Genomic DNA, 21,553 nt, shown 5'->3' with positions numbered 1-21,553 from the left:
AGGCCTCACGGATCATCACGTCAGACGAAGACGGCGAGCGACTTCGCCTTCCCGCCCTTGTTCTCGGCCAGTCCGAGCAGCTGCCCCTGCGGGCCGAACACCGCGACCGTCCGGCCTTCGCCGTACTCGTCCGGCATCTCGATCCGCACGCCGTTGGCGAGCAGCGAGGCCCGCCGCGCATCCAGGTCCCAGCGCGGGAACGCCGCCGCGGCCGCCTCGCCGATCGGCATGACGGTCAACTCCTCCTGGAGCTGGTCGAGCGTCCGCGCCCGGTCCAGCTTGTACGGGCCCACCCGCGTGCGCCGCAGCGCGGTGAGGTGTCCGCCGACGCCGAGGTCGGCCCCCAGGTCGCGGGCGAGGGCGCGGATGTACGTACCGCTGGAGCAGACGACGGAGACGACGAGGTCGACGACCTTGGTGCCGTCCTCGGCTTCCGCGTCCCGCATGTCGTACACCTGGAACGAGGAGACGGTCACCGGCCGGGCCGGGATCTCGAAGTCCTCGCCGTCCCGCGCGCGCTTGTAGGAGCGCACGCCCTTGATCTTGATGGCGCTGACCTTCGACGGGACCTGCATGATCTCGCCGGTCAGCTTGGCGATGCCCTTGTCGACCGCCTCACGGGTCACCGCGGACGCGTCCGTCGAGGAGGTGATCTCGCCCTCGGCGTCGTCCGTCAGCGAGTTCTGGCCGAGGCGGATCGTGCCGAGGTACTCCTTCTCCGTCAGCGCGAGGTGGCCCAGCAGCTTGGTGGCCTTCTCGACGCCCAGGACGAGGACGCCCGTCGCCATCGGGTCCAGCGTGCCGGCGTGGCCGACGCGGCGGGTCTTGGCGATACCGCGCATCTTGGCGACCACGTCGTGCGAAGTGAATCCGGACGGCTTGTCGACGACGATCAGGCCGTCCGGAGTCTTCCCTGCCTGCGTGCTCATTCCGCCGCTGCGTCCTCGTCGTCGTCGCCCGGCTTCTTGTACGGGTCGGCGTCACCGGCGTAGGTGGCGCCGGAGGAGGCCTCGCGCACCTCGGCGTCCGAGGCGCGCACCTTGTCGAGGAGGTCCTCGATGGTCTTGGCGTTCTCCGGGAGGGCGTCCGCCACGAAGGTCAGGGTGGGCGTGAACTTGGTCCCCGCCGCCCGGCCGACCGCGGAGCGCAGTACGCCCTTGGCGCTCTCCAGGCCCGCTGCCGCGCTGGCCCGGTCCTCGTCGTCGCCGTAGACCGTGTAGAAGACCGTGGCCTCCCGCAGGTCGCCGGTGACGCGGGTGTCCGTGATGGTCACGTGCGTACCCAGGCGCGGGTCCTTGACGCCGCGCTGCAGCTTCTCGGCCACCACCTCCCGGATGAGGTCCGCCAGCTTCTTCGCCCGCGCATTGTCGGCCACTGGTCCGTCTCCTTCTTTTCTTGCAGACAAGCAATCAGTCTTCATCACCGTGCAGCCGCCGTCTCGCCGACAGCAGCTCCACTTCCGGACGCGCCGCGACCAGCCGCTCGCAGCGGTCGAGTACGTCCGACACGAACCCCGCGTCCCCGCTCACCAGGGCGACCCCGATACGGGCCCTGCGGTGCAGGTCCTGGTCGCCCACTTCGGCCGCGCTCACGGAGAACTTGCGCTGGAGCTCGGCGACGATGGGCCGGACGACGGAGCGTTTCTCCTTCAACGAGTGGACGTCGCCGAGGAGCAGATCGAAGGACAGAGTCCCCACGTACATGCAGTTCCGGATATCCCGCCGGTGCGGGTTCGGTGGCCTGCCGGCCAGACGCTCGGCAGGGTCACCTGAACCGTACACGCAACGGCCGGGGCCGATCGACGGATATTCCGCCGACCGGCCCCGGTGGTGCCCGTACGACCAACGGCCGTACGGGCCTTACGACACGGCGCGAACCGCCTCGCGCTTACGCGCGGGGCTTCTCGCGCATCTCGTACGTCGCGATGACGTCGTCGATCTTGATGTCGTTGAAGGAGCCGAGGTTGATACCGCCCTCGAAGCCTTCGCGGATCTCGGTGACGTCGTCCTTGAAGCGGCGCAGACCGGAGATGGTGAGGTTCTCGGCGATGACCTTGCCATCGCGCAGGAGCCGCGCCTTGGTGTTGCGCTTGACCTCGCCGGAGCGGATGAGGACACCGGCGATGTTGCCCAGCTTGGACGAGCGGAAGATCTCGCGGACCTCCGCCGTACCGAGCTCGACCTCTTCGTACTCGGGCTTGAGGAGACCCTTGAGGGCCGCCTCGATCTCCTCGATGGCCTGGTAGATCACCGAGTAGTAGCGGACGTCGACACCCTCGCGGTCCGCCATCTGCGCGGCACGGCCGGCCGCACGGACGTTGTAACCGATGACGATGGCGTCGGAGCCCATCGCCAGGGCGATGTCGGACTCGGTGACCGCACCCACACCGCGGTGCAGGACGCGGATGTCGACCTCTTCACCGACGTCGAGCTGGAGCAGCGAGGACTCGAGGGCCTCGACCGCACCGGACGCGTCGCCCTTGATGATGAGGTTGAGTTCCTGGACAAGACCGGCCTTGAGGACCGAGTCGAGGTCTTCCAGGGACACCCGGCGGACGCGCTTGGCGAAGTTGGCGTTGCGCTCACGCGCAGCACGCTTCTCGGCGATCTGACGGGCCGTACGGTCCTCGTCCACGACGAGGAAGTTGTCGCCGGCGCCGGGGACGTTGGTGAGACCCAGGACCAGGACGGGGGTCGAGGGACCCGCTTCCTCGACGTTGTTGCCCTTGTCGTCGAGCATGGCGCGCACTCGGCCGTAGGCGTCGCCCACGACCATCGTGTCGCCGACGCGGAGGGTACCGCGCTGGACGAGGACGGTGGCGACGGCACCGCGGCCGCGGTCGAGGTGGGACTCGATCGCAATACCCTGAGCGTCCTGCTCGGGGTTGGCGCGCAGGTCGAGCGAGGCGTCGGCGGTGAGGACGACGGCCTCCAGCAGGGAGTCGATGTGCAGACCCTGCTTGGCGGAGATGTCGACGAACATCGTGTCGCCGCCGTACTCCTCGGCGACCAGACCGAACTCGGTGAGCTGACCGCGCACCTTGACCGGGTCGGCACCCTCGACGTCGATCTTGTTGACCGCGACGACGATCGGGACGCCGGCGGCCTTGGCGTGGTTGAGCGCCTCGATCGTCTGCGGCATGACGCCGTCGTTGGCCGCGACCACGAGGATCGCGATGTCGGTCGACTTGGCACCACGGGCACGCATGGCGGTGAACGCCTCGTGACCCGGGGTGTCGATGAAGGTGATCTTGCGCTCTTCACCGTTGACCTCGGTACCGACCTGGTAGGCACCGATGTGCTGGGTGATGCCGCCGGCCTCGCCCGCAACGACGTTCGTCTTGCGGATGGCGTCGAGCAGTCGGGTCTTACCGTGGTCGACGTGACCCATGACGGTGACGACCGGGGGACGCGGCATGAGGTATTCCTCGCCGCCCTCGTCCTCGCCGAACTCGATGTCGAAGGTCTCGAGGAGCTCGCGGTCCTCCTCCTCCGGGCTGACGATCTGAACCTGGTAGTTCATCTCGCCCGCGAGGAGCTGGAGGGTCTCGTCGGACACGGACTGCGTGGCCGTGACCATCTCGCCGAGGTTCATCATCACGGCGACGAGCGACGCCGGGTTGGCGTTGATCTTCTCCGCGAAGTCGGTGAGCGAAGCACCGCGCGACAGGCGAACGGTCTCGCCGTTGCCGCGGGGCAGCATCACGCCGCCGACGGACGGGGCCTGCATGGCCTCGTACTCCTGGCGCCTCTGGCGCTTGGACTTGCGACCACGACGGGCCGGACCGCCGGGACGACCGAAGGCACCCTGCGTGCCACCACGGGCACCGGGACCACCGGGACGCCCGCCGAAGCCGGGACGACCGCCGCCACCGGCACCGGCCGGACCGCCGCCGAAGCCGCCGCCACCCGGACGGGGACCGCCGAAGCCGCCACCGCCGCCGGGACGCGAGCCGGGACCGGCCGGACGGCCGGCGAAGCCGCCGCCCGCGGGACGACCGGCGCCACCGGGACGCGGGCCACCCGCACCGGGACCACGGCCACCGGGGCCGCCGCCGGGACGCGGACCGGGACCACCCGCAGCGGGACGCTGCGGCATCATGCCCGGGTTCGGACGGTTACCACCGGGGGCACCGCCCGGACGCGGGGCGCCGCCCTGCGGACGGGGCATGCCACCGGGGGTGGGACGAGCACCGCCGGGACCCTGCGGACGCGGAGCGCCGGCCGGGCCGCCCTGCGGACGGGGAGCACCCTGGCCGCCGCCGGCGCCGGGGGCACCGGGACGGGGAGCGCCGGCCGGACGGGGCGCCTGCGGGCGCGCCATGCCGGTGGAGCCACCAGAGGTGAACGGGTTGTTGCCCGGACGGGGACCGGCCGGACGGGCGCCCTGCGGACGCGGGGCACCGGTGCCACCGGAAGGGCGCTGACCCTGGCCACCGGGGGCGGTGCCGGCCGGGCGCGGGGCGCCGGGACGGGCGCCCGACTGCGGGGCCTGACCACCCTGGGCCGCCGGGCGCTGCTGCGCCGGACGGGGACCGGGGGCGCCGGGACCGGCGGGACGGTCGGTACGCGCCGGGGCAGCGGCCGGAGCCGGTGCGGGCGCGGAGAACTCGGTCGCCACGGGCGCCGCCGGAGCGGGCTTCGGGGCGGCCGGAGCCTTGGGACCGGGACGCGGGCCGGGGGCGGCCGGAGTCACCGGGCCACCCGCGGCCGGGGCCTCGGCGGCGGCGGGCTTGGGGGCCACCGGTGCGCCGGGCTTGGGGGCGGCGGGACGTGCCGCGGCGGCCGGGGACGGCGCTGCGGACGTGGGGGAACCCGCGCGGCCTGCCGCTGCGGGGGAAGGCGCGGCCTTGCGGGGCGCGCCGGGCTTCGCAGCGGACTTGCCGGCGTTGCCGCCGGGCCCCTGCAGTGCGTCGGTCAACTTGCGTACAACCGGCGCCTCGATCGTCGAGGACGCCGAACGGACGAACTCACCGAGTTCCTGGAGCTTGGCCATGACGACCTTGCTCTCAACTCCGAACTCCTTGGCGAGTTCGTATACCCGGACCTTAGCCACTTCGCTCCTTTTAGGTCCGGGTTACGCCGGACCGTCGCTACTTCATGGGCGTACTCATCGCGTACTCATCGAGTGCTCATCGCAATCTCGACCTACTTCCAACTCGCGAGGTACCTGACCGCACGGGGTATCCGTGCCGTACTACTTCTTCTTACGGTGTCGCCCCGGCCTCACCGGCCAGGGCTTTGCGCAGTGCCTCCGTGTCGAGCGCTCCTGCGGACCTGAGGGCCCGGGGGAACGCCCGGCGGCGGACCGCCTGGTCGAGACAGACCACGGCGGGGTGCAGGTAGGCACCCCGGCCGGGCAGCGTACCGCGTGGATCGGGGACGCATTCGTCCTCGATCGCCACGATCCGCAGCAGATCGCTCTTGGCCGCTCGCTCCCGGCACCCCACACAGGTGCGTTCGGGGCATGCGCGGGCTTGCGTCCGGCCAGACACGCCTAAGTCTACCTCCCCGTACCGACCTCACCCCTTCAGGCGAAAAATCGAACGGACGTTGTCGTGATCCATTCGGAAACCTCCGGGCGGACCCGGAGCAGCTCCCGCGTGCCGGGGACCCCGGTTCCCGGGGTCCCTGTCTACCGGCCGGTGAGCACCGGCCGGTAATGGTTTTATTCCCCGCGCCGCTCGGCGTGCTCACCGTCACGGGCGCCGCGGCCGTCGCGGTCGGCGTCCCGGTCCGCGGGCTCCTCGGTGTCGGGGCGGATGTCGATGCGCCAGCCGGTGAGCCGCGCGGCGAGGCGGGCGTTCTGGCCCTCCTTGCCGATCGCGAGCGACAGCTGGTAGTCGGGCACGGTCACCCGTGCGGAGCGGGAGTCCCAGTCGACGACGTCGACCGCGCTCACCCGGGCGGGTGAGAGGGCGTTCGCGACCATCTCGGCCGGGTCGTCCGACCAGTCCACGATGTCGATCTTCTCGCCGTGCAGCTCCGCCATCACGTTGCGCACGCGGCTGCCCATCGGGCCGATGCAGGCACCCTTCGGGTTCAGGCCGGAGCGGGTGGAGCGGACGGCGATCTTGGTGCGGTGACCGGCCTCGCGGGCGATCGCCGAGATCTCGACGCTGCCGTCGGCGATCTCCGGGACCTCCAGCGCGAACAGCTTCTTCACCAGGTTGGGGTGGGTGCGCGACAGCGTCACCGAGGGGCCGCGGACGCCCTTCGCCACACGGACGACGTACGCCTTGAGGCGCAGGCCGTGCGTGTACTCCTCGCCCGGGACCTGCTCCTGCACGGGCAGGATGGCCTCCAGCTTGCCGATGTCGACGAGGACGTTCTTGGGGTCCTTGCCCTGCTGCACCACTCCGGTGATGACGTCGCCCTCACGGCCGGCGAACTCGCCGAAGGTCAGGTCGTCCTCGGCGTCGCGCAGACGCTGGAGGATCACCTGCTTGGCGGTCGTCGCGGCGATCCGGCCGAAGTCCGACGGGGTGTCGTCGAACTCCTTGGGCTCCTGGCCCTCTTCGAGATCCCTCGGGTCTTCCGTCGCCCACACGACCACGTGACCGTTGCTGCGGTCGAGCACGACGCGGGCACGCCGGTAGCTGCCCTCGGTGCGGTGGTACGCGATGAGGAGGGCCGACTCGATCGCCTCGACGAGCAGGTCGAAGGAGATCTCCTTCTCCCGGACCAGACCCCGCAGGGCACTCATGTCGATGTCCACGGCTACGCCTCCTCTTCCTTCTTGTCCTTGCGGTTGAACTCGATCTCGACACGCGCCTTGGCGATGTCGGTGAACGCGATGCGGCGGGCGGTCGCCTTGCGGCCCTTCACGCCCGGAACTTCGAGGTCCATGCCCTCGTCGTCGACGTCGAGGATGCGGGCGACCAGTTCGCCGCCCTCTGCAAGCTGGAACTTCACGAGACGGCCGGTTGCCCGGACGTAGTGACGGTGCTCGGTCAACGGACGGTCGGCGCCCGGAGAGCTCACTTCGAGGACGTACTCGTCGTCGCCCATCACGTCGGATTGGTCGAGCAGGTCGGAGACCTCACGGCTCAGCTCGGCGCATGCGTCCAGCTCCACGCCCTCGTCGGAATCCACGATGACCCGCAGCATCCGTCGCTTGCCCGCCTTCGACAGCTCGATCTCTTCGAGGTCCAGGCCCTTGGCGGCGACGAGCGGCTCCAGCAGCCCGCGCAGCCTGTCGCTCTGGGTGGTGCTCATCCGGGTGACTCCTCGGCCGCGTGTGCTGTTGTGGTTTTCCGTCGCGTGTCAGGTCAAAGGGTATCCGGTCGCGGAGGGTGTTGCCGTCCGCGCGCCCGGCGGGGGCCCCGGGTACGGTGATCACACCCTGCCCCGCCAGCACCTCCGGAGGTCGTCGCCGTGCCCTGGACCATGCCTTCGTTGCCCGCAGCGCCCCACGGGCCCTCACGACGCAGCGTGCTCGCCGGAGCCGCCGGGGCGGCCGGGGCCGCGCTGCTCACCGGATGCACGGGCGAAAGCGGCGCGAACCCCGAGGACAACGGGATTCCACTCGAACGGCGGATGCGGGAGAACGCCGTACGTGACACGGAGCGGCTGCTGGAACGTTACGACGCCACCACCGCCGCCCATCCGGACCTGGCGGGGCGGCTCGCGCCGCTGCGCGCGGCCGTCGCGGCGCACCACGCGGCGCTGGCCGTTTCCGGGTCCGCTCCCCCGGCCGGGGCCGGCGCCCCCTCCGCCTCGTCCTCCGGTTCGGCCCCCTCGGCCGGGACCCCGGCGCCGCGCTCCGCGCCCGTACCGGCGACGGCGGCCGAGGCGCTGACGGAGCTCGCTGACACCGAGCGGAGCCTGTCCGAGGCACGGACCATCGCGCTGGCGGGCGCGCCGGGGGAGCTGGCCCGGCTGCTGGCCTCGGTGGCGGCCTGCGGGGCCGTCCACGCGTACCTGCTGACCTCGACCACCCCCGGAGCCGCCTCGTGAAGCCCTCGCCCTCCCCCGCGAGCCGTCCGCTGGAAGCCGCGCAGTCGGCGCTGGCCGCCGAACACGCCGCCGCGTACGGCTACGGGGTGATCGGCGCGCGCACCTCGCCGGAGCGGGCGGCCGAGGCCCGGGAGGCGTACGGGAACCACCTCGCGCGGCGTGACGCGCTGACCCGGACGGTGCGGGAGATGGGCGGGGCCCCGCGGGCCGCGGAGGCCGCGTACGCGCTTCCGTACGAGGTGCGCGGCCCGGCCGACGCCGAGCGGCTGGCCGCCGAGATCGAGGAGCGCGTCGCGGGCGCCTACTCCGATCTGGTGCGGGCCGCGGACGGCCCGCTGCGCCGCGAGGCGGCCGACGCGCTGAGCGCCGCCGCGGTGCGGGCGGCACGGTGGCGCGGCGGCGGCGTAGCCTTCCCTGGGCTCGCCGAACGCGCGGACCGCGCCCAGACCGGCTGAAAGGGATCACGCACGCATGGCTTTCGAACCGCCGCAGCGGCTTGTACGGGCGCTCGGCGAGACGCCGGAACCGGCGCGGGACGCCGACTGGCTGGAGCGGCTGCCGCGGCTCGCCGAGGAGGCGATGACCCGGCGCGGGGTGGCGGCCCAGCGGGTGCAGGCACCCGGCGGACGCAGCAGCCTCGTGGTCCTCGTGCGGTACTCCGACGGGACTCCGGCGGCTTTGAAGCTCGCCCCGCCCGCGGCCCGGCCGGACCTCGAACTCGCGGCGCTCGCGCACTGGGGCGGCTTCGGCGCGGTCCGGATCCTCGACTCCCGCCACCACGAGCAGGACGGCGGGCTGCTGCTGGAGCGGCTGCACCCGGAGGTGTCGCTGCGCTCGCTCCCGGAGGCGAAGGCCCTGCTGGAGGCCTGCGGCACCCTGCGCCGGCTGTGGGTGGCGCCGGGCGCCGGGCACGGCTGGGAGACGGTGGCTCAGCGCACCGCCCGCCAGGCCGAGGCGCTGCGCAAGGCCCCGCCCGAGACGGAGGCGCTGGCGGCCGAAGCCCTCGCGGTCCGGGAGGAGCTGACGGCCGCCCCCGCCGAGGAGCTGCTGCTGCACGGCAACTTCCGGCAGGGCAAGGTACTGGCGGGCGAGCGGGCGCCGTGGCTGACGGTGGGCCCGGATCCGCTGGTCGGGGAGCGGGCGTACGACCTGGCCCGGCTGGTACGGGACCGGCTGGAGGACCAGGTCGCCTCCTCAGCGGGAGCCTCGGGTGCCCGGCGCCGGGTGAACAAGCTGGCGGATGCGCTGGACGTGGACCGGGACCGGCTGCGCGGCTGGACGGTCTTCCGCGCGGTGGAGTCCGGGAACCGGGCGCTGGCGGCCGGACGACGGCGCGACGCCGAGCTGTTGCTGGAATTCGCGGCCTGGCTGTAGGGCATACCGTAGATATCAGGATGTGTCCGCAGGGAGGCCGTCATGGTCCAGGAACTGCTGACAGCGATCATCGCGGCCGGCCTGGGCGCCGCCGCGGTCTCGGCCGCCGCCGCGCGGGTGGTCAGGCAGTACGAGCGGGGCGTGGTCTTCCGCTTCGGCCGGCTGCGTGAGGGCGTCCGCGGCCCGGGCTTCACCATGATCGTCCCGGGCGTCGACCGGCTGCGCAAGGTGAACATGCAGATCGTGACGATGCCGGTGCCCGCGCAGGAGGGCATCACGCGGGACAACGTCACGGTGCGGGTGGACGCGGTCGTGTACTTCAAGGTCGTCGACGCGGCCAGCGCGATCATCGAGGTCGAGGACTACCGTTTCGCGGTCTCGCAGATGGCGCAGACCTCGCTGCGGTCGATCATCGGCAAGTCGGACCTGGACGATCTGCTGTCGAACCGGGAGCAGCTCAACCAGGGCCTGGAGCTGATGATCGACAGTCCGGCGGTCGGGTGGGGCGTGCAGATCGACCGGGTGGAGATCAAGGACGTCTCCCTGCCGGAGACCATGAAGCGGTCGATGGCGCGGCAGGCGGAGGCGGACCGGGAGCGCCGGGCGCGGGTCATCAACGCGGACGCCGAACTGCAGGCGTCGAAGAAGCTGGCCGAGGCCGCCGAGGTGATGTCGGAGCAGCCCGCGGCGCTCCAGCTGCGGCTGCTCCAGACGGTGGTGGCGGTGGCCGCGGAGAAGAACTCGACGCTGGTGCTGCCCTTCCCGGTGGAGCTGCTCCGCTTCCTCGAACGCGCCGCCCCGGCGCCGCCGGACGCCGCCGCACCCCCGCCGGCACCCCGCCCGGCGCGGCCCGTGAAGGACGCGGACCCGCCGCAGGCCCTGGCGGCCGGGTCCGCCGCCGACCGTGTGAACGGCTCGCCGGAGCGCCCGGACCCGCAGGAACCCCCGGCACCCGGGCCCGGCTCCGACCGCGTGAACGGCTCGCCGGACCCGGACCCCGTCCTGCCTCCCGGCGACCCCGTGCCCCCGCCGTCGGCGCCGGACGAACCCGACGCCTGACGGGGGGTGCGGAGGGTCGTCTCCCGTCCGCGGCTGCCCGCGGCCACCCGCAGGTGCCGCCGCTGCCGGGGCAGGAGCACGCCGTCCGCAGGGGCCGCCCGGAACGTCCTGCGCGGGGCCGGGCCCTGCGCCGCACCGGGTCCGCCGGTGCGGCCCGTTCCCCCGGGCCGCCCGGACCGGCTCAGGCCAGGCGTGCCAGGGCTTCGGCGAGGGGGAGTTCCTCGCGGGTGCCGGTGGCGCGGTCCTGGAGCTCGACCACGCCGTCGGCGGAGCGGCGTCCCGCGACCAGGATCCACGGCACGCCGATCAGCTCCGCGTCCGTGAGCTTGACGCCGGGCGACAGGCCGGGCCGGTCGTCCAGCAGCACGCGGCGGCCGGCCTCCGCCAGGGCCGTGGCCGCCGATTCGGCCAGTGCCAGCGGAACGGCCTTGCCCGCCGCCACCACGTGGACGTCGGCGGGGGCGACCGAAGACGGCCAGCACAGCCCCCGCTCGTCGGCGGTCTGCTCGGCCAGCGCGGCGACCACGCGGGAGACGCCGATCCCGTAGGAGCCCATGGTCACCCGCACCGGCTTGCCCTCGCGGCCGAGCACGTCGAGCCCGAAGGCGTCTGCGTACTTGCGGCCCAGCTGGAAGATGTGCCCGATCTCGATCGCCCGGTCCAGGGTGAGTCCGCTCCCGCAGGCCGGGCAGGGGTCACCCGGCTCGACCACCACGACGTCCAGGTACCGGTCGACTTCGAAGTCCCGCCCGCAGACCACGTTACGGGCGTGCGTGTCCGGCTTGTTGGCGCCCGTCACCCAGGAAGTCCCGGGCGCGACACGGGGGTCGGCCAGGTAGCGCACCTTCTCCAGGCCCTGCGGGCCCACGTAGCCGCGTACCAGGTCGGGGCGGTCGGTGAAGTCCTCCGCCGTCACCAACTCCACGACGGCCGGGGCGAGGTGCTCGCCGAGCTTGCCCAGGTCCACTTCCCGGTCGCCGGGCACGCCGACGGCGACGATCTCGCCGTCCACCTTGACGAGGAGGTTCTTGAGCGTGGCCGAGGCGGGCACGCCCAGGTGCGCCGCCAGCGTCTCGATGGTCGGGGTGTCGGGGGTGGGGATCTCCTCCAGCGGGCCGTGCTGCGCCTCCACCGGGGTCAGGGCGAAGGTCACCGCCTCGGTGTTGGCCGCGTAGTCGCAGGAGGGGCAGTCCGCGAAGGTGTCCTCCCCCGCGGCCGCAGGCGCGAGGAACTCCTCGGACGCCGAGCCGCCCATCGCGCCGGAGACCGCCGAGACGATGCGGTGGTCCAGGCCGAGCCGCTCGAAGATCCGCTGGTAGGCGGCGCGGTGGAGGGCGTACGACTGCGCGAGCCCCTCGTCGCTGACGTCGAAGGAGTACGAGTCCTTCATCTGGAACTCGCGGCCCCGCAGCACGCCGGAGCGCGGCCGGGCCTCGTCGCGGTACTTGGTCTGGATCTGGTAGAGCATGACCGGCAGGTCCTTGTAGGACGTGCACTGGTCCTTCACGAGCAGGGTGAAGATCTCCTCGTGGGTGGGCCCGAGCAGGTAGTCCGCGCCCTTGCGGTCCTTGAGCCGGAAGAGCAGGTCCCCGTACTCCGACCAGCGGCCGCTCACCTCGTAGGGCTCCCTCGGCAGCAGCGCCGGCAGCAGCACCTCCTGCGCCCCGATGGCGTCCATCTCCTCGCGGACGATGCGGGAGACGTTCTCCAGGACCCGCTTGCCGAGCGGCAGCCAGGTCCACACGCCGGCGGAGCTGCGCCGGACGTAGCCCGCGCGGACGAGGAGGCGGTGGCTGAGGGTCTCCGCGTCGGCCGGGTCTTCGCGGAGGGTCTTGGCCAGGAGGCGGGACATGCGCTGCACGTGTTGCGTTGACATGGAGCGAGCCTACCGAGGCACCCCCCGGGTCGGTCACCGCATTCCGGGCCTGCGCAGCGGCAGCGGGGCGCCCATCACGGCGTACGGGAGGCTCGCGCTCGGGAAGTACACGCGGCGGGCCAGGTCGGTGTAGCCCAGCGCGCGGTACAGGGCGCGGGCCGGGCTGTCGGTGTCGATGGCGGACAGGATGGAGCGGGGTTCGGCGGCGGCGTCCGTGATCCTGGTGATCAGCTCCCGGCCGACGCCGTGGCCCTGGAAGCCGGGGTGCACGTGCAGTTCGGTGATGACGAAGGAGCCGTCGAGCCAGCCCTCGTTGTCACCGGCGCGCAGGTAGGGCTCGACGACGGTGGACCACCAGTGGTCGCGGTCGTTCGGCATGCCGTAGACGAAGCCGGCGAGCGCGCCGTCGTCGGTGTACGCGCCGAGCGCGCGGGCTCCCGGGCAGGTCATGTGGCGCTGGACGATGTAGCGCCGGATGCCGACTTCCTCGTCGCTGAGCCCGAAGGCGACGGCCTGCACGCGCAGGGCCTCGTCCACGCGGCCGGCGAGGTCGAGGGGGCCGATGCGGAGTCCGGCGGGCCGGTGGGGGCCGTCGCCTTCGGGGGTAGGCATCATGCGGTGACCTTACTCGGCGGTAGCGGCGAGGGGTACGGGGCCGGCGCCGGGTCTTGTGGCCCCCGGGCGGCGCGCAGGAGCACTCCCCGACGGGTCGCAAGAGCAGGCTGACGGGTCAGAAGAGCACGCTCATGAAGGCGCCGACCTCACGGAAGCCCACGCGCCGGTAGGCCGCCCGCGCGGCGGTGTTGTAGTCGTTGACGTAGAGGCTGACCACCGGGGCCACGTCGCGCAGCGCGTACTCCACGACGGCGGCCATCCCCGCCTCGGAGTGCCCGCGTCCGCGGAACTCGGGGTCGACCCACACGCCCTGGATCTGGCAGGCGCGCGGGGTGGCCGCGCCGATCTCGGCCTTGAAGACGACCCTGCCGTCGTCGACGCGGGCGAAGGAGCGGCCGGTGCCGACGAGTTCCGCGACGCGGGCCTGGTAGAGCAGTCCGCCGTCCCCGGCGAGCGGGGAGATGCCGACCTCTTCGGTGAACATGGCCACGCAGGCGGGCATGATCAGGTCCATCTCGTCCTTGCGGACGCGGCGGACCAGGGGGTCGGGCCGCACCTCGGCGGACGACTGTTCGGTGATCATCAGGGGCTGGTGGGAACGGACGTCGCGGGCGGGTCCCCAGCTGGGCTCCAGGAGGCGCCACAGCAGCCGGGTGGCTTCGGCGGGGCCGACGATGGAGGAACAGCGGCGGCCGGTGCGGCGGGCCCGGTCGGCGAAGGCGCGAACGGCGTCGGGGCCGGCGCAGACGGGGACGAGGTTGGCGCCCGCGTAGCAGAGGGAACGCAGCTCGCCGTCGCGGTACCAGCCCCACATCTCGCCGCCCAGGCGCCAGGGGTCGAGGCCTGCGACCTGGACCCGGGAGGTGACGAAGGCGTTCTCGACCGGCTCGCGTCCGAGGACTTCGAGCGCCAGGTCGAGATCACCGGGTTCAAGGACCCGGGTGGTGGTCTGCGTCAACACTGGGGGCCTCACCGTGCAAGTCTGCTGATCTCCGCACTGTACCCGGCGCCGCTCGGGGATGCCCGGTCCCACAGGTCACGAAAAACCCCGTCCCCGCCCCCCCTGCAGCGGGGGCGGGGACGGGGACGCGGGCGGGGGACGGCGGGAAACCGCGAGGTGCCCCGGGGTGCCTCAGACGCCGATGGCGACGGTGGGCTCGCCGGAGGGGATGCCGTCCTTCTCCATCTGCTCGGCGATCTTCATGGCCTCTTCGATGAGCGTCTCCACGATCTTCGACTCGGGGACGGTCTTGATGACCTCGCCCTTGACGAAGATCTGGCCCTTGCCGTTGCCGGAGGCGACACCGAGGTCGGCCTCACGGGCCTCGCCGGGGCCGTTCACGACGCAGCCCATGACCGCGACGCGCAGCGGGACCTCCATGCCCTCCAGGCCCGCGGTGACCTCCTCGGCCAGCTTGTACACGTCGACCTGGGCGCGGCCGCAGGAGGGGCAGGAGACGATCTCCAGGCGGCGGGGCTTGAGGTTCAGCGACTCCAGGATCTGGATGCCGACCTTGACCTCCTCGACCGGCGGCGCGGAGAGCGAGACGCGGATGGTGTCGCCGATGCCCTCGGAGAGCAGCGCGCCGAAGGCGACGGCGGACTTGATGGTGCCCTGGAAGGCGGGGCCGGCCTCGGTGACGCCCAGGTGCAGCGGGTAGTCGCACGCGGCGGCGAGCTGGCGGTAGGCGTTGACCATGACGACCGGGTCGTTGTGCTTGACCGAGATCTTGATGTCGCTGAAACCGTGCTCCTCGAAGAGGGAGGCCTCCCACAGCGCGGACTCGACCAGCGCCTCGGGGGTGGCCTTGCCGTACTTCTTGAGCAGCCGGGCGTCGAGCGAGCCCGCGTTGACGCCGATCCGGATCGGGGTGCGGGTCTCGTTGGCGGCCCGCGCGATCTCCTTGACCTTGTCGTCGAACTGCTTGATGTTGCCGGGGTTGACGCGGACGGCCGCGCAGCCGGCGTCGATGGCCGCGAACACGTACTTCGGCTGGAAGTGGATGTCGGCGATCACCGGGATCTGGGACTTCTTGGCGATCGTCGCGAGTGCGTCGGCGTCGTCCTGCGTGGGGCAGGCCACGCGGACGATGTTGCAGCCGGAGGCGGTCAGCTCGGCGATCTGCTGGAGCGTGGCGCCGATGTCGGAGGTGCGGGTCGTGGTCATGGACTGCACCGAGATGGGTGCGTCGCCGCCGACGGCCACGGAGCCGACCTGGATCTTGCGGCTGACCCGGCGGTCGGCAAGCTTCGTCGGCACGGACGGCATTCCGAGAGAGATGGCAGTCATCTGCTGTGCAACCCCAAGGTGTGGTTCAAGGTCCCGAGATCGGCGGGCTCCAGGCTTCGAGATTACGCCAAGGCGCGGGTGACCCACGCATCGCAGGGGTCCGCGCCACCCGAACGCGGGGAGCCGGGCACGGTGTGTGCCCGGCTCCGCAGGTGTGCCCGCGCGGCGGGCGCGCGCTAGCTGATCTTGATCGGGTTGACCACGTCGGCCACGAGCACCAGCAGCGTGAAGCAGACGAACAGTCCGGCGACGACGTACGCGGCGGGCATCAGCTTCGCCACGTCGAACGGGCCGGGGTCGGCGCGCCGGAAGACGCGGGCGACGCCCCGCCGCACGGACTCCCACAGGGCGCCGGCGATGTGGCCGCCGTCCAGCGGCAGCAGCGGCAGCATGTTGAACAGGAACAGCGAGAGGTTGAACATCCCGAGGACGCTCAGCATCGTGGCGAGGCGCTGCTCGCCGGGGATGTCGAGGGTGGCGATCTCACCGCTGATGCGGGCGGCGCCGACGATGCCCATCGGGGAGTCGGGCTGCCGTTCGGCGCCGTTGAAGGCCGCGTCCCACAGGGCGGGGATCTTCTCGGGCAGCCGCAGGAGGCCCTGCACGCTGCTCTGCGCGACGTCGCCCATGTGGTCCACGGACTCGCCGAAGGTGAGCGGCGCGATCACTTCCTTGGGGCCGAAGCCGAGCCAGCCGGCCGTCACGTACTGGCCCTTGACGTACCCGCCGTGACCGTCGGTCTTGGCGACCTTGTTCTCGATGAGCGTCGCCCGCAGGGTCAGCTCGTGCCCGTCCCGCACGACGGTGACGGTGGCCGGGCCGACGGTGTCGCGGATCTTCTTCTGGAGCACGGACCAGTCGGTCACCCGCTTGCCGTCGAAGGCCACGATCTTGTCGCCCGTCTGGAGGCCCGCCTTCTTGGCGGGGGCGACCGGGTCCCCGTCCTTGCAGACCTCGCGCTTCTCGCTCTGCTGGATGACACAGGGCGAGACGGACGCCACCTGGGTGGTGGTCTGGTTGACGCCGAAGGTCATCCACAGCCCGAAGAAGATCGCCAGCGCCAGGACGAGGTTCATGAACGGCCCGGCGAACATGACGATCACGCGCTTCCAGGGCTTGCGCGTGTAGAACAGCCGGCTCTCGTCCCCGGGCTGGAGTTCCTCGTACGCGGCCGAGCGCGCGTCCTCGATCATCGAGCGGAACGGGGAGGTCGAACGGGCGGTGACCTTGCCGTCCTCGCCGGGCGGGAACATCCCGATCATGCGGATGTAGCCGCCCATCGGGATGGCCTTGATGCCGTACTCCGTCTCGCCCTTCTTGCGGGACCAGACGGTGCGGCCGAAGCCGACCATGTACTGGGGCACGCGGATGCCGAAGAGCTTGGCCGTCGAGAGGTGGCCGAGCTCGTGCCAGGCGATGGAGAACAGCAGGCCGAACACGAAGACGACCACACCGATCAAGGTCAGCAAGATCGTCATGCGCGTGCCTCCACGGCGGCCCGTGCCGCCATCTCCCGTGCCCGGGCCCTGGCCCAGGTCTCCGCTTCAAGGACGTCCCGGACGGTGAGGGAAGTTCCCGCGTCCGGCGTTCCGTGCTCATCGACCACGGCAGAGACCGTATCCATGATTGCTGTGAACGGCAGCCGACCGGCCAGGAAGGCCGCCACGCACTCCTCGTTCGCCGCATTGAACACGGCGGGCGCGGTGGAGCCGAGGGTACCGACGTGGCGGGCCAGGCCGACCGCCGGGAAGGCCTCGGTGTCCAGCGGGAAGAACTCCCAGCCCATCGCCTTGGTCCAGTCGAAGGCGGGGGCCGCGTCGGGGATCCGCTCGGGCCAGCCGAGGCCGATCGCGATCGGGCCGCGCATGTCGGGCGGGGTGGCCTGGGCCAGGGTCGAACCGTCGGTGAACTCGACCATCGAGTGGACGTACGACTGGGGGTGGACCACGACCTCGATGCGGTCGAAGGGGATGTCGTAGAGCAGGTGCGCCTCGATGACCTCCAGCCCCTTGTTGACCAGCGTCGCCGAGTTGACGGTGATCACCGGGCCCATCGCCCAGGTCGGGTGGGCGAGGGCGTCCTCGACGGTGACCTTCGCCAGATCGGCGCGGGTACGGCCGCGGAAGGGGCCGCCCGAGGCCGTGACCACGAGCTTGCGGACATCGGCCCGGGTCCCGGCGGCCAGCGCCTGGAAGAGCGCGGCGTGCTCGGAGTCCACCGGGATGATCTGGCCCGGCCTCGCGAGGGCCTTGACCAGCGGGCCGCCGACGATCAGCGACTCCTTGTTGGCCAGGGCCAGGGTCCGGCCCGCACGCAGCGCGGCGAGGGTGGGCGCCAGGCCGATGGAACCGGTGATGCCGTTGAGGACGGTGTGGCACGGGGAAGCGGCGAGCGCGGCTGCCGCGTCCGGCCCGGCCAGGAGCTCGGGCAGCGGCTCGGACCCGCCGTACTGGGCGCCCAGCGCCTCTTTCAGCGCGGGGACGGCGTCCTCGTCGGCCACCGCGACCGCCTGGACCCGCAGCCTCCGGGCCTGCTCGGCCAGCAGTGCGACGCGGCCGCCGGCGGCGGAGAGCGCCGTGACCCGGAAGCGGTCCGGGTTGCGCAGGGCGAGGTCGATGGCCTGGGTGCCGATGGAGCCGGTGGAGCCGAGGATGACGATGTCCCGGCGGCCGACCGCGGGGTCGAAGAGGAGGTGCGGGTCGGCCAGGGGGGCTGGGCTGTCGGTCATGCCCCCCATTGTTGCCGCAACTCAGGAGCGGTTGGACACGGAGTCCCCCTGAACGACACCGGCCAGCAACTCCGGGAGGGTCCCGACGAAGTCGGGGAGCGTCAGGGCGGCCCGCCACCACGCTCCGGCGTCGGCGCCGAGGGCCGCCGTGAGCAGCCGGCCGGCCTCGGCGCGGGAGGCGAGCACGGCCGCCGGCCGATCGTGCCGGTCGGGGTAGTCGTCGTCGCCGAGCCAGTGGTCCTCGTCCAGGGCCCAGGCGGCGGGGGCCTTGTGCCGCAGTACGTCGGCGCCCGTGAGCAGGCCCGAGTCCAGACAGGCGCGGACCCAGCGGATGTCCTCGTGGAGGTCGCCCATCGCGTTGGGCACCGCCAGGCTGGCGAGGGCCAGCTCCCGGTCCACGCTGGGCTCGGGTTCCCGTACGGCGCCCGGCGCGAGGGCGTCGACGGCTTCGGCGAGGCCCTCCGGCGCGGGCCCGGGGTGCGTCGGCGCGCCGCCGCGGGCCACGGCCGCCGCCAGCTCGGGGAGGGTGCCGGCGAAACCGGGGGCGCTGCGGCGCAGTTGCGTCCACAGGCCGGGGTCGTCGCCGAGCACCGGGTGCAGGACGCGGACCAGGGCGGCCCGCATCCCGGCCCACTCGGCGAGGTTCCAGGCGAAGCGCCCGATCGCGTGGGCCTGTCCGAGCAGCAGGGTCCGGTGGGCGGGTGCGACGGCCGCCGCGAGTTCGTCGAAGGTCAGGGTTCCGGTGCGGACGGCCCGGACGGCGGGGCGGTGCCAGTGGGGCCCGTACGTGTCCTGCGCGCGGGTGTCGAGCAGGGCGAGGACGGCCGCCCGGTCCAGCCCGGCCACCAGGAGCAGCGCCTCGACCGAGCCGGGCGGGAGCGGGGCGCGGGAGTGCTCGCGCAGCAGGGTGTCCGGGTCGAGCTCGTACGGCAGGGTCAGCACGTCGAGCGGTATCCGTGGGCGGCGGCTGCCGTGGCGGCGCAGCAGGGCGATCAGTTCCGCGCTGCTCAGTGGCGGTCCGGGCTCCCCGGGCGCCGTGGGGGTGTGGCCCAGTTCGGCGCCGAGGGTGGCGAGGAGGCGCGGCGAGGGCCCGGGACGGCGCCGGTAGCGGGCGGGCCCGGGCAGGCCGGGCAGGGGGCGGCCGAGCACGTGCGGGTTGCGGGCGACGTGGCGGCGGTCCTCGTCGGTGCCGTCGCGTAGCAGCAGGGTGACGGCACCGGCGGGGAGGTGCTCGTCCCGGCACAGGTAGCGGCGGGCGGCCGGGTCGAGCCGGCCGAGGATCCCGGCCGCGACCGGGTCCGGTGCGTGGCGCAGCAGCAGTGCCACGCACCAGGCCAGCCGTCGGCTGTAGCGGTCTTCCTCGGCCGTCGCCATCGCTGTGCCGCCTCGTACTCGTGCCGGTTCCCGGGTCCGGGACCCGTGGCTCCCGTACACCAGTCTGACTGCACGCCGATCATGGCAGGTCAGCGCAGTGGACGGTGCACGTTTTCCTTCTGTGAGGGGCCGGGGGTGGCGTCCGCGATCCACGGGCCGTCGCCCGAGGGGTCGAGGACGCCCTCCTCCAGCCAGGTGTAGGTGCCGGAGAGGACTCCCGCGACGACCTTGCGGTCCAGGTCGTCGGTGTTGGACCAGAGCCGGCCGAAGAGTTCCTCGACGCGGATCCGGGACTGGCGGCAGAACGCGTCGGCGAGCTGGTAGGCCTCGCGGCCGTGTTCGCCGGTGGCCCGCAGGTGCTCGGCGCGGACGCAGGCCGCGCTCATCGCGAAGAGTTCCGCCCCGATGTCGACGATACGGCCGAGGAAGCCCTGCTTGGTCTCCATGCGGCCCTGCCAGCGGGCCATCGCCATGAACGTCATCCGGGCGAGTTTGCGGGCGCTGCGTTCGACGTACCGCAGGTGGGTGGCGAGGTCGGGGTGGCCGGCCGGGTGGAACTCCCGGTAGGTGCCGGGCACCTGCCCCGCGCCGGTGGCGAGCTGGGGCAGCCAGCGGGCGTAGAACCCGGCGGCGCGGGCTCCTGCCCTGGCCTTGTCGCCGAGGTCCTTCTCCGGGTCGATCAGGTCACCGGCGACCGACAGGTGGGCGTCGACGGCTTCCCGGGCGATCAGCAGGTGCATGATCTCGGTCGAGCCCTCGAAGATGCGGTTGATGCGCAGGTCCCGCAGCAGCTGCTCGGCGGGAACGGCCCGTTCACCACGCGCGGCGAGCGACTCGGCGGTCTCGAAGCCGCGTCCGCCGCGGATCTGGACCAGCTCGTCGGCCATCAGGCAGGCCATCTCGGAGCCGTAGAGCTTGGCGAGGGCGGCTTCGATGCGGATGTCGTTGCGGTCCTCGTCGGCCATCTGGGAGGCGAGGTCGACCACGGCCTCCAGGGCGAAGGTGGTCGCCGCGATGAAGGAGATCTTCGCGCCCACCGCCTCGTGCCGTGCGACCGGCCGGCCCCACTGCTCGCGGACCCCCGACCACTCACGGGCGATCTTGAGGCACCACTTCCCGGCGCCGACGCACATCGCGGGCAGCGAGAGGCGTCCGGTGTTCAGCGTGGTGAGCGCGATCTTCAGGCCGGCGCCCTCGGCGCCGATCCGCTGCGCGGCCGGGACCCGTACGCGGTGGAAGCGCGTGACGCCGTTCTCCAGACCGCGCAGGCCCATGAAGGCGTTGCGGTTCTCGACGGTGATGCCGGGCGAGTCGGCCTCCACGACGAAGGCGGTGATCCCGCCGCGGTGGTTCTCGCTCTTGGGGACCCGGGCCATAACCACGAGCAGGTCGGCCACGACCCCGTTGGTGGTCCAGAGCTTCACCCCGTCGAGTACGTACGCCTCCTCCCCGTCCTCCGTGACCGGGACCGCCGTGGTGGCCAGGCGGGCCGGGTCGGAGCCCACGTCGGGCTCGGTGAGGAGGAAGGCGCTGATGGCGCTGGTGGCACAGCGGGGCAGGTAGGCGTCCTTCTGCTCCTGGGTGCCGAACATCTTGAGCGGCTGGGGCACGCCGATCGACTGGTGGGCGGACAGGAGCGCCCCGATGGCGGGGCTGACGGAGCCGACGAGCGCGAGCGCCTTGTTGTAGTACACCTGGGTGAGGCCGAGCCCCCCGTACTTGGGGTCGATCTTCATCCCGAGGGCGCCGAGCTCCTTGAGGCCGCGCACGGTCTCGTCGGGGATCTTCGCCTCGCGCTCGATGCGCGGGCCGTCGATCTCGCGCTCGCAGAAGTCCCGCAACCGGGCGAGGAAGGCCTCGCCGCGCCGGACGTCCTCGTCGGCGGGAAGCGGGTGGGGGTGGATCAGGTCGAGCCGGAACCGTCCCAGGAACAGTTCCTTGGCGAAGCTGGGCTTGCGCCAGTCCTGCTGCCGGGCCGCTTCCGCGACCTGCCTGGCCTCGCGCTCGGTCACCTTGGGCTGTGTTGCGGACATGCGGGGACTCACCTCGCCGCCGAGTCGGATGACTTTCCGGAATACCGGTCGGTGCTACCTGTCAGTCGTACCCCCTCGGGGGCACCAGGAAAAGCGGGGCGGGGCAGGGTGGGGGAACGGGCGTGGGAAAAGGGGGACGGCCGGAGCCCCGCACGTGCGCTCTTCAGACCGCTTCCGACCGGTGGCGACCCCGGGCCTGCACGGATGATCCGCGCACCGGCCGGATCCTCAGCTCGCCCGCACCTT

Annotated in this window: 19 protein-coding genes; 4 read left to right on the top strand and 15 right to left on the bottom strand. The window is 72.4% G+C overall.

Going from position 1 to position 21,553, the window contains the following annotated elements:
• Positions 1–20: 20 nt before the first annotated feature.
• The 7 genes from truB to rimP all read right to left on the bottom strand — a co-directional run bounded on the left by truB (position 21) and on the right by rimP (position 7,217).
• Entirely contained in the window at positions 21–929 is a 909-nt protein-coding gene (gene truB, locus OHA81_RS23135) for a tRNA pseudouridine(55) synthase TruB (RefSeq protein WP_329198789.1), read from the bottom strand.
• Entirely contained in the window at positions 926–1,375 is a 450-nt protein-coding gene (gene rbfA, locus OHA81_RS23130; protein ID WP_329198787.1) for a 30S ribosome-binding factor RbfA, read from the bottom strand. Before rbfA ends, truB begins: the two co-directional genes overlap by 4 nt.
• Before the next feature lie 34 nt (positions 1,376–1,409).
• Positions 1,410–1,703, bottom strand: coding sequence for a DUF503 domain-containing protein (locus OHA81_RS23125; RefSeq protein ID WP_136213480.1), 294 nt, complete (start codon positions 1,701–1,703; stop codon positions 1,410–1,412).
• A gap of 184 nt (positions 1,704–1,887) precedes the next feature.
• On the bottom strand, positions 1,888–5,055 hold the full coding sequence (gene infB, locus OHA81_RS23120) for a translation initiation factor IF-2 (protein WP_329198785.1): 3,168 nt from the start codon (positions 5,053–5,055) through the stop codon (positions 1,888–1,890).
• Positions 5,056–5,206: 151 nt separating this feature from the next.
• Positions 5,207–5,494: a YlxR family protein gene (locus OHA81_RS23115; RefSeq protein WP_329198784.1), complete on the bottom strand. Its 288-nt coding sequence runs from the start codon at positions 5,492–5,494 to the stop codon at positions 5,207–5,209.
• A gap of 173 nt (positions 5,495–5,667) precedes the next feature.
• A complete protein-coding gene (nusA, locus tag OHA81_RS23110) occupies positions 5,668–6,717 on the bottom strand; it encodes a transcription termination factor NusA (protein ID WP_329198783.1) in 1,050 nt (349 codons plus the stop codon).
• A 2-nt stretch (positions 6,718–6,719) separates the two neighbouring features.
• On the bottom strand, positions 6,720–7,217 hold the full coding sequence (gene rimP, locus OHA81_RS23105) for a ribosome maturation factor RimP (protein WP_329198782.1): 498 nt from the start codon (positions 7,215–7,217) through the stop codon (positions 6,720–6,722).
• Positions 7,218–7,388: 171 nt separating this feature from the next.
• On the opposite strand from rimP, the gene OHA81_RS23100 reads away from it, so the two are divergent.
• The 4 genes from OHA81_RS23100 to OHA81_RS23085 are packed head-to-tail and all read left to right on the top strand — an operon-like array spanning position 7,389 to position 10,391.
• The gene (locus OHA81_RS23100; RefSeq protein WP_329198780.1) at positions 7,389–7,958 is read left to right on the top strand and encodes a hypothetical protein; all 570 of its coding nucleotides are present in this window, start codon (positions 7,389–7,391) and stop codon (positions 7,956–7,958) included.
• Positions 7,955–8,413: a ferritin-like domain-containing protein gene (locus OHA81_RS23095; protein ID WP_329198779.1), complete on the top strand. Its 459-nt coding sequence runs from the start codon at positions 7,955–7,957 to the stop codon at positions 8,411–8,413. Before OHA81_RS23100 ends, OHA81_RS23095 begins: the two co-directional genes overlap by 4 nt.
• Before the next feature lie 16 nt (positions 8,414–8,429).
• On the top strand, positions 8,430–9,332 hold the full coding sequence (locus OHA81_RS23090; protein WP_329198776.1) for an aminoglycoside phosphotransferase family protein: 903 nt from the start codon (positions 8,430–8,432) through the stop codon (positions 9,330–9,332).
• A 42-nt stretch (positions 9,333–9,374) separates the two neighbouring features.
• A complete protein-coding gene (locus tag OHA81_RS23085) occupies positions 9,375–10,391 on the top strand; it encodes a slipin family protein (RefSeq protein WP_329198775.1) in 1,017 nt (338 codons plus the stop codon).
• A gap of 181 nt (positions 10,392–10,572) precedes the next feature.
• Here OHA81_RS23085 and OHA81_RS23080 read toward each other — a convergent pair whose 3' ends face one another.
• The 8 genes from OHA81_RS23080 to OHA81_RS23045 all read right to left on the bottom strand — a co-directional run bounded on the left by OHA81_RS23080 (position 10,573) and on the right by OHA81_RS23045 (position 21,307).
• Positions 10,573–12,267 carry a proline--tRNA ligase gene (locus OHA81_RS23080; protein WP_329198773.1) on the bottom strand — a complete coding sequence of 565 codons (1,695 nt, stop codon included), beginning with the start codon at positions 12,265–12,267 and terminating at the stop codon, positions 10,573–10,575.
• A 33-nt stretch (positions 12,268–12,300) separates the two neighbouring features.
• A complete protein-coding gene (locus tag OHA81_RS23075) occupies positions 12,301–12,879 on the bottom strand; it encodes a GNAT family N-acetyltransferase (RefSeq protein ID WP_329202490.1) in 579 nt (192 codons plus the stop codon).
• Positions 12,880–12,997: 118 nt separating this feature from the next.
• Positions 12,998–13,840: a GNAT family N-acetyltransferase gene (locus OHA81_RS23070; RefSeq protein ID WP_329202488.1), complete on the bottom strand. Its 843-nt coding sequence runs from the start codon at positions 13,838–13,840 to the stop codon at positions 12,998–13,000.
• A gap of 174 nt (positions 13,841–14,014) precedes the next feature.
• A complete protein-coding gene (gene ispG / locus OHA81_RS23065) occupies positions 14,015–15,172 on the bottom strand; it encodes a flavodoxin-dependent (E)-4-hydroxy-3-methylbut-2-enyl-diphosphate synthase (protein WP_190186818.1) in 1,158 nt (385 codons plus the stop codon).
• Positions 15,173–15,348: 176 nt separating this feature from the next.
• Positions 15,349–16,650 carry a M50 family metallopeptidase gene (locus tag OHA81_RS23060; RefSeq protein ID WP_329198770.1) on the bottom strand — a complete coding sequence of 434 codons (1,302 nt, stop codon included), beginning with the start codon at positions 16,648–16,650 and terminating at the stop codon, positions 15,349–15,351.
• Positions 16,647–17,900, bottom strand: a complete 1,254-nt coding sequence (dxr, locus tag OHA81_RS23055) for a 1-deoxy-D-xylulose-5-phosphate reductoisomerase (RefSeq protein WP_329198768.1) — start codon at positions 17,898–17,900, stop codon at positions 16,647–16,649. The genes OHA81_RS23060 and dxr overlap by 4 nt, the downstream gene beginning before the upstream one ends.
• A gap of 21 nt (positions 17,901–17,921) precedes the next feature.
• A complete protein-coding gene (locus OHA81_RS23050) occupies positions 17,922–19,274 on the bottom strand; it encodes a hypothetical protein (RefSeq protein ID WP_329198766.1) in 1,353 nt (450 codons plus the stop codon).
• 89 nt (positions 19,275–19,363) lie between these two features.
• Positions 19,364–21,307, bottom strand: coding sequence for an acyl-CoA dehydrogenase family protein (locus OHA81_RS23045; RefSeq protein ID WP_329198764.1), 1,944 nt, complete (start codon positions 21,305–21,307; stop codon positions 19,364–19,366).
• Between the last annotated feature and the right edge of the window lie 246 nt (positions 21,308–21,553).

This window comes from Streptomyces sp. NBC_00667 (assembly GCF_036226825.1).
GTDB lineage: Bacteria > Actinomycetota > Actinomycetes > Streptomycetales > Streptomycetaceae > Streptomyces.
The sequence above is the reverse complement of the archived record's forward strand: the minus strand, read 5'-3'. Positions and strand labels throughout refer to the sequence as shown.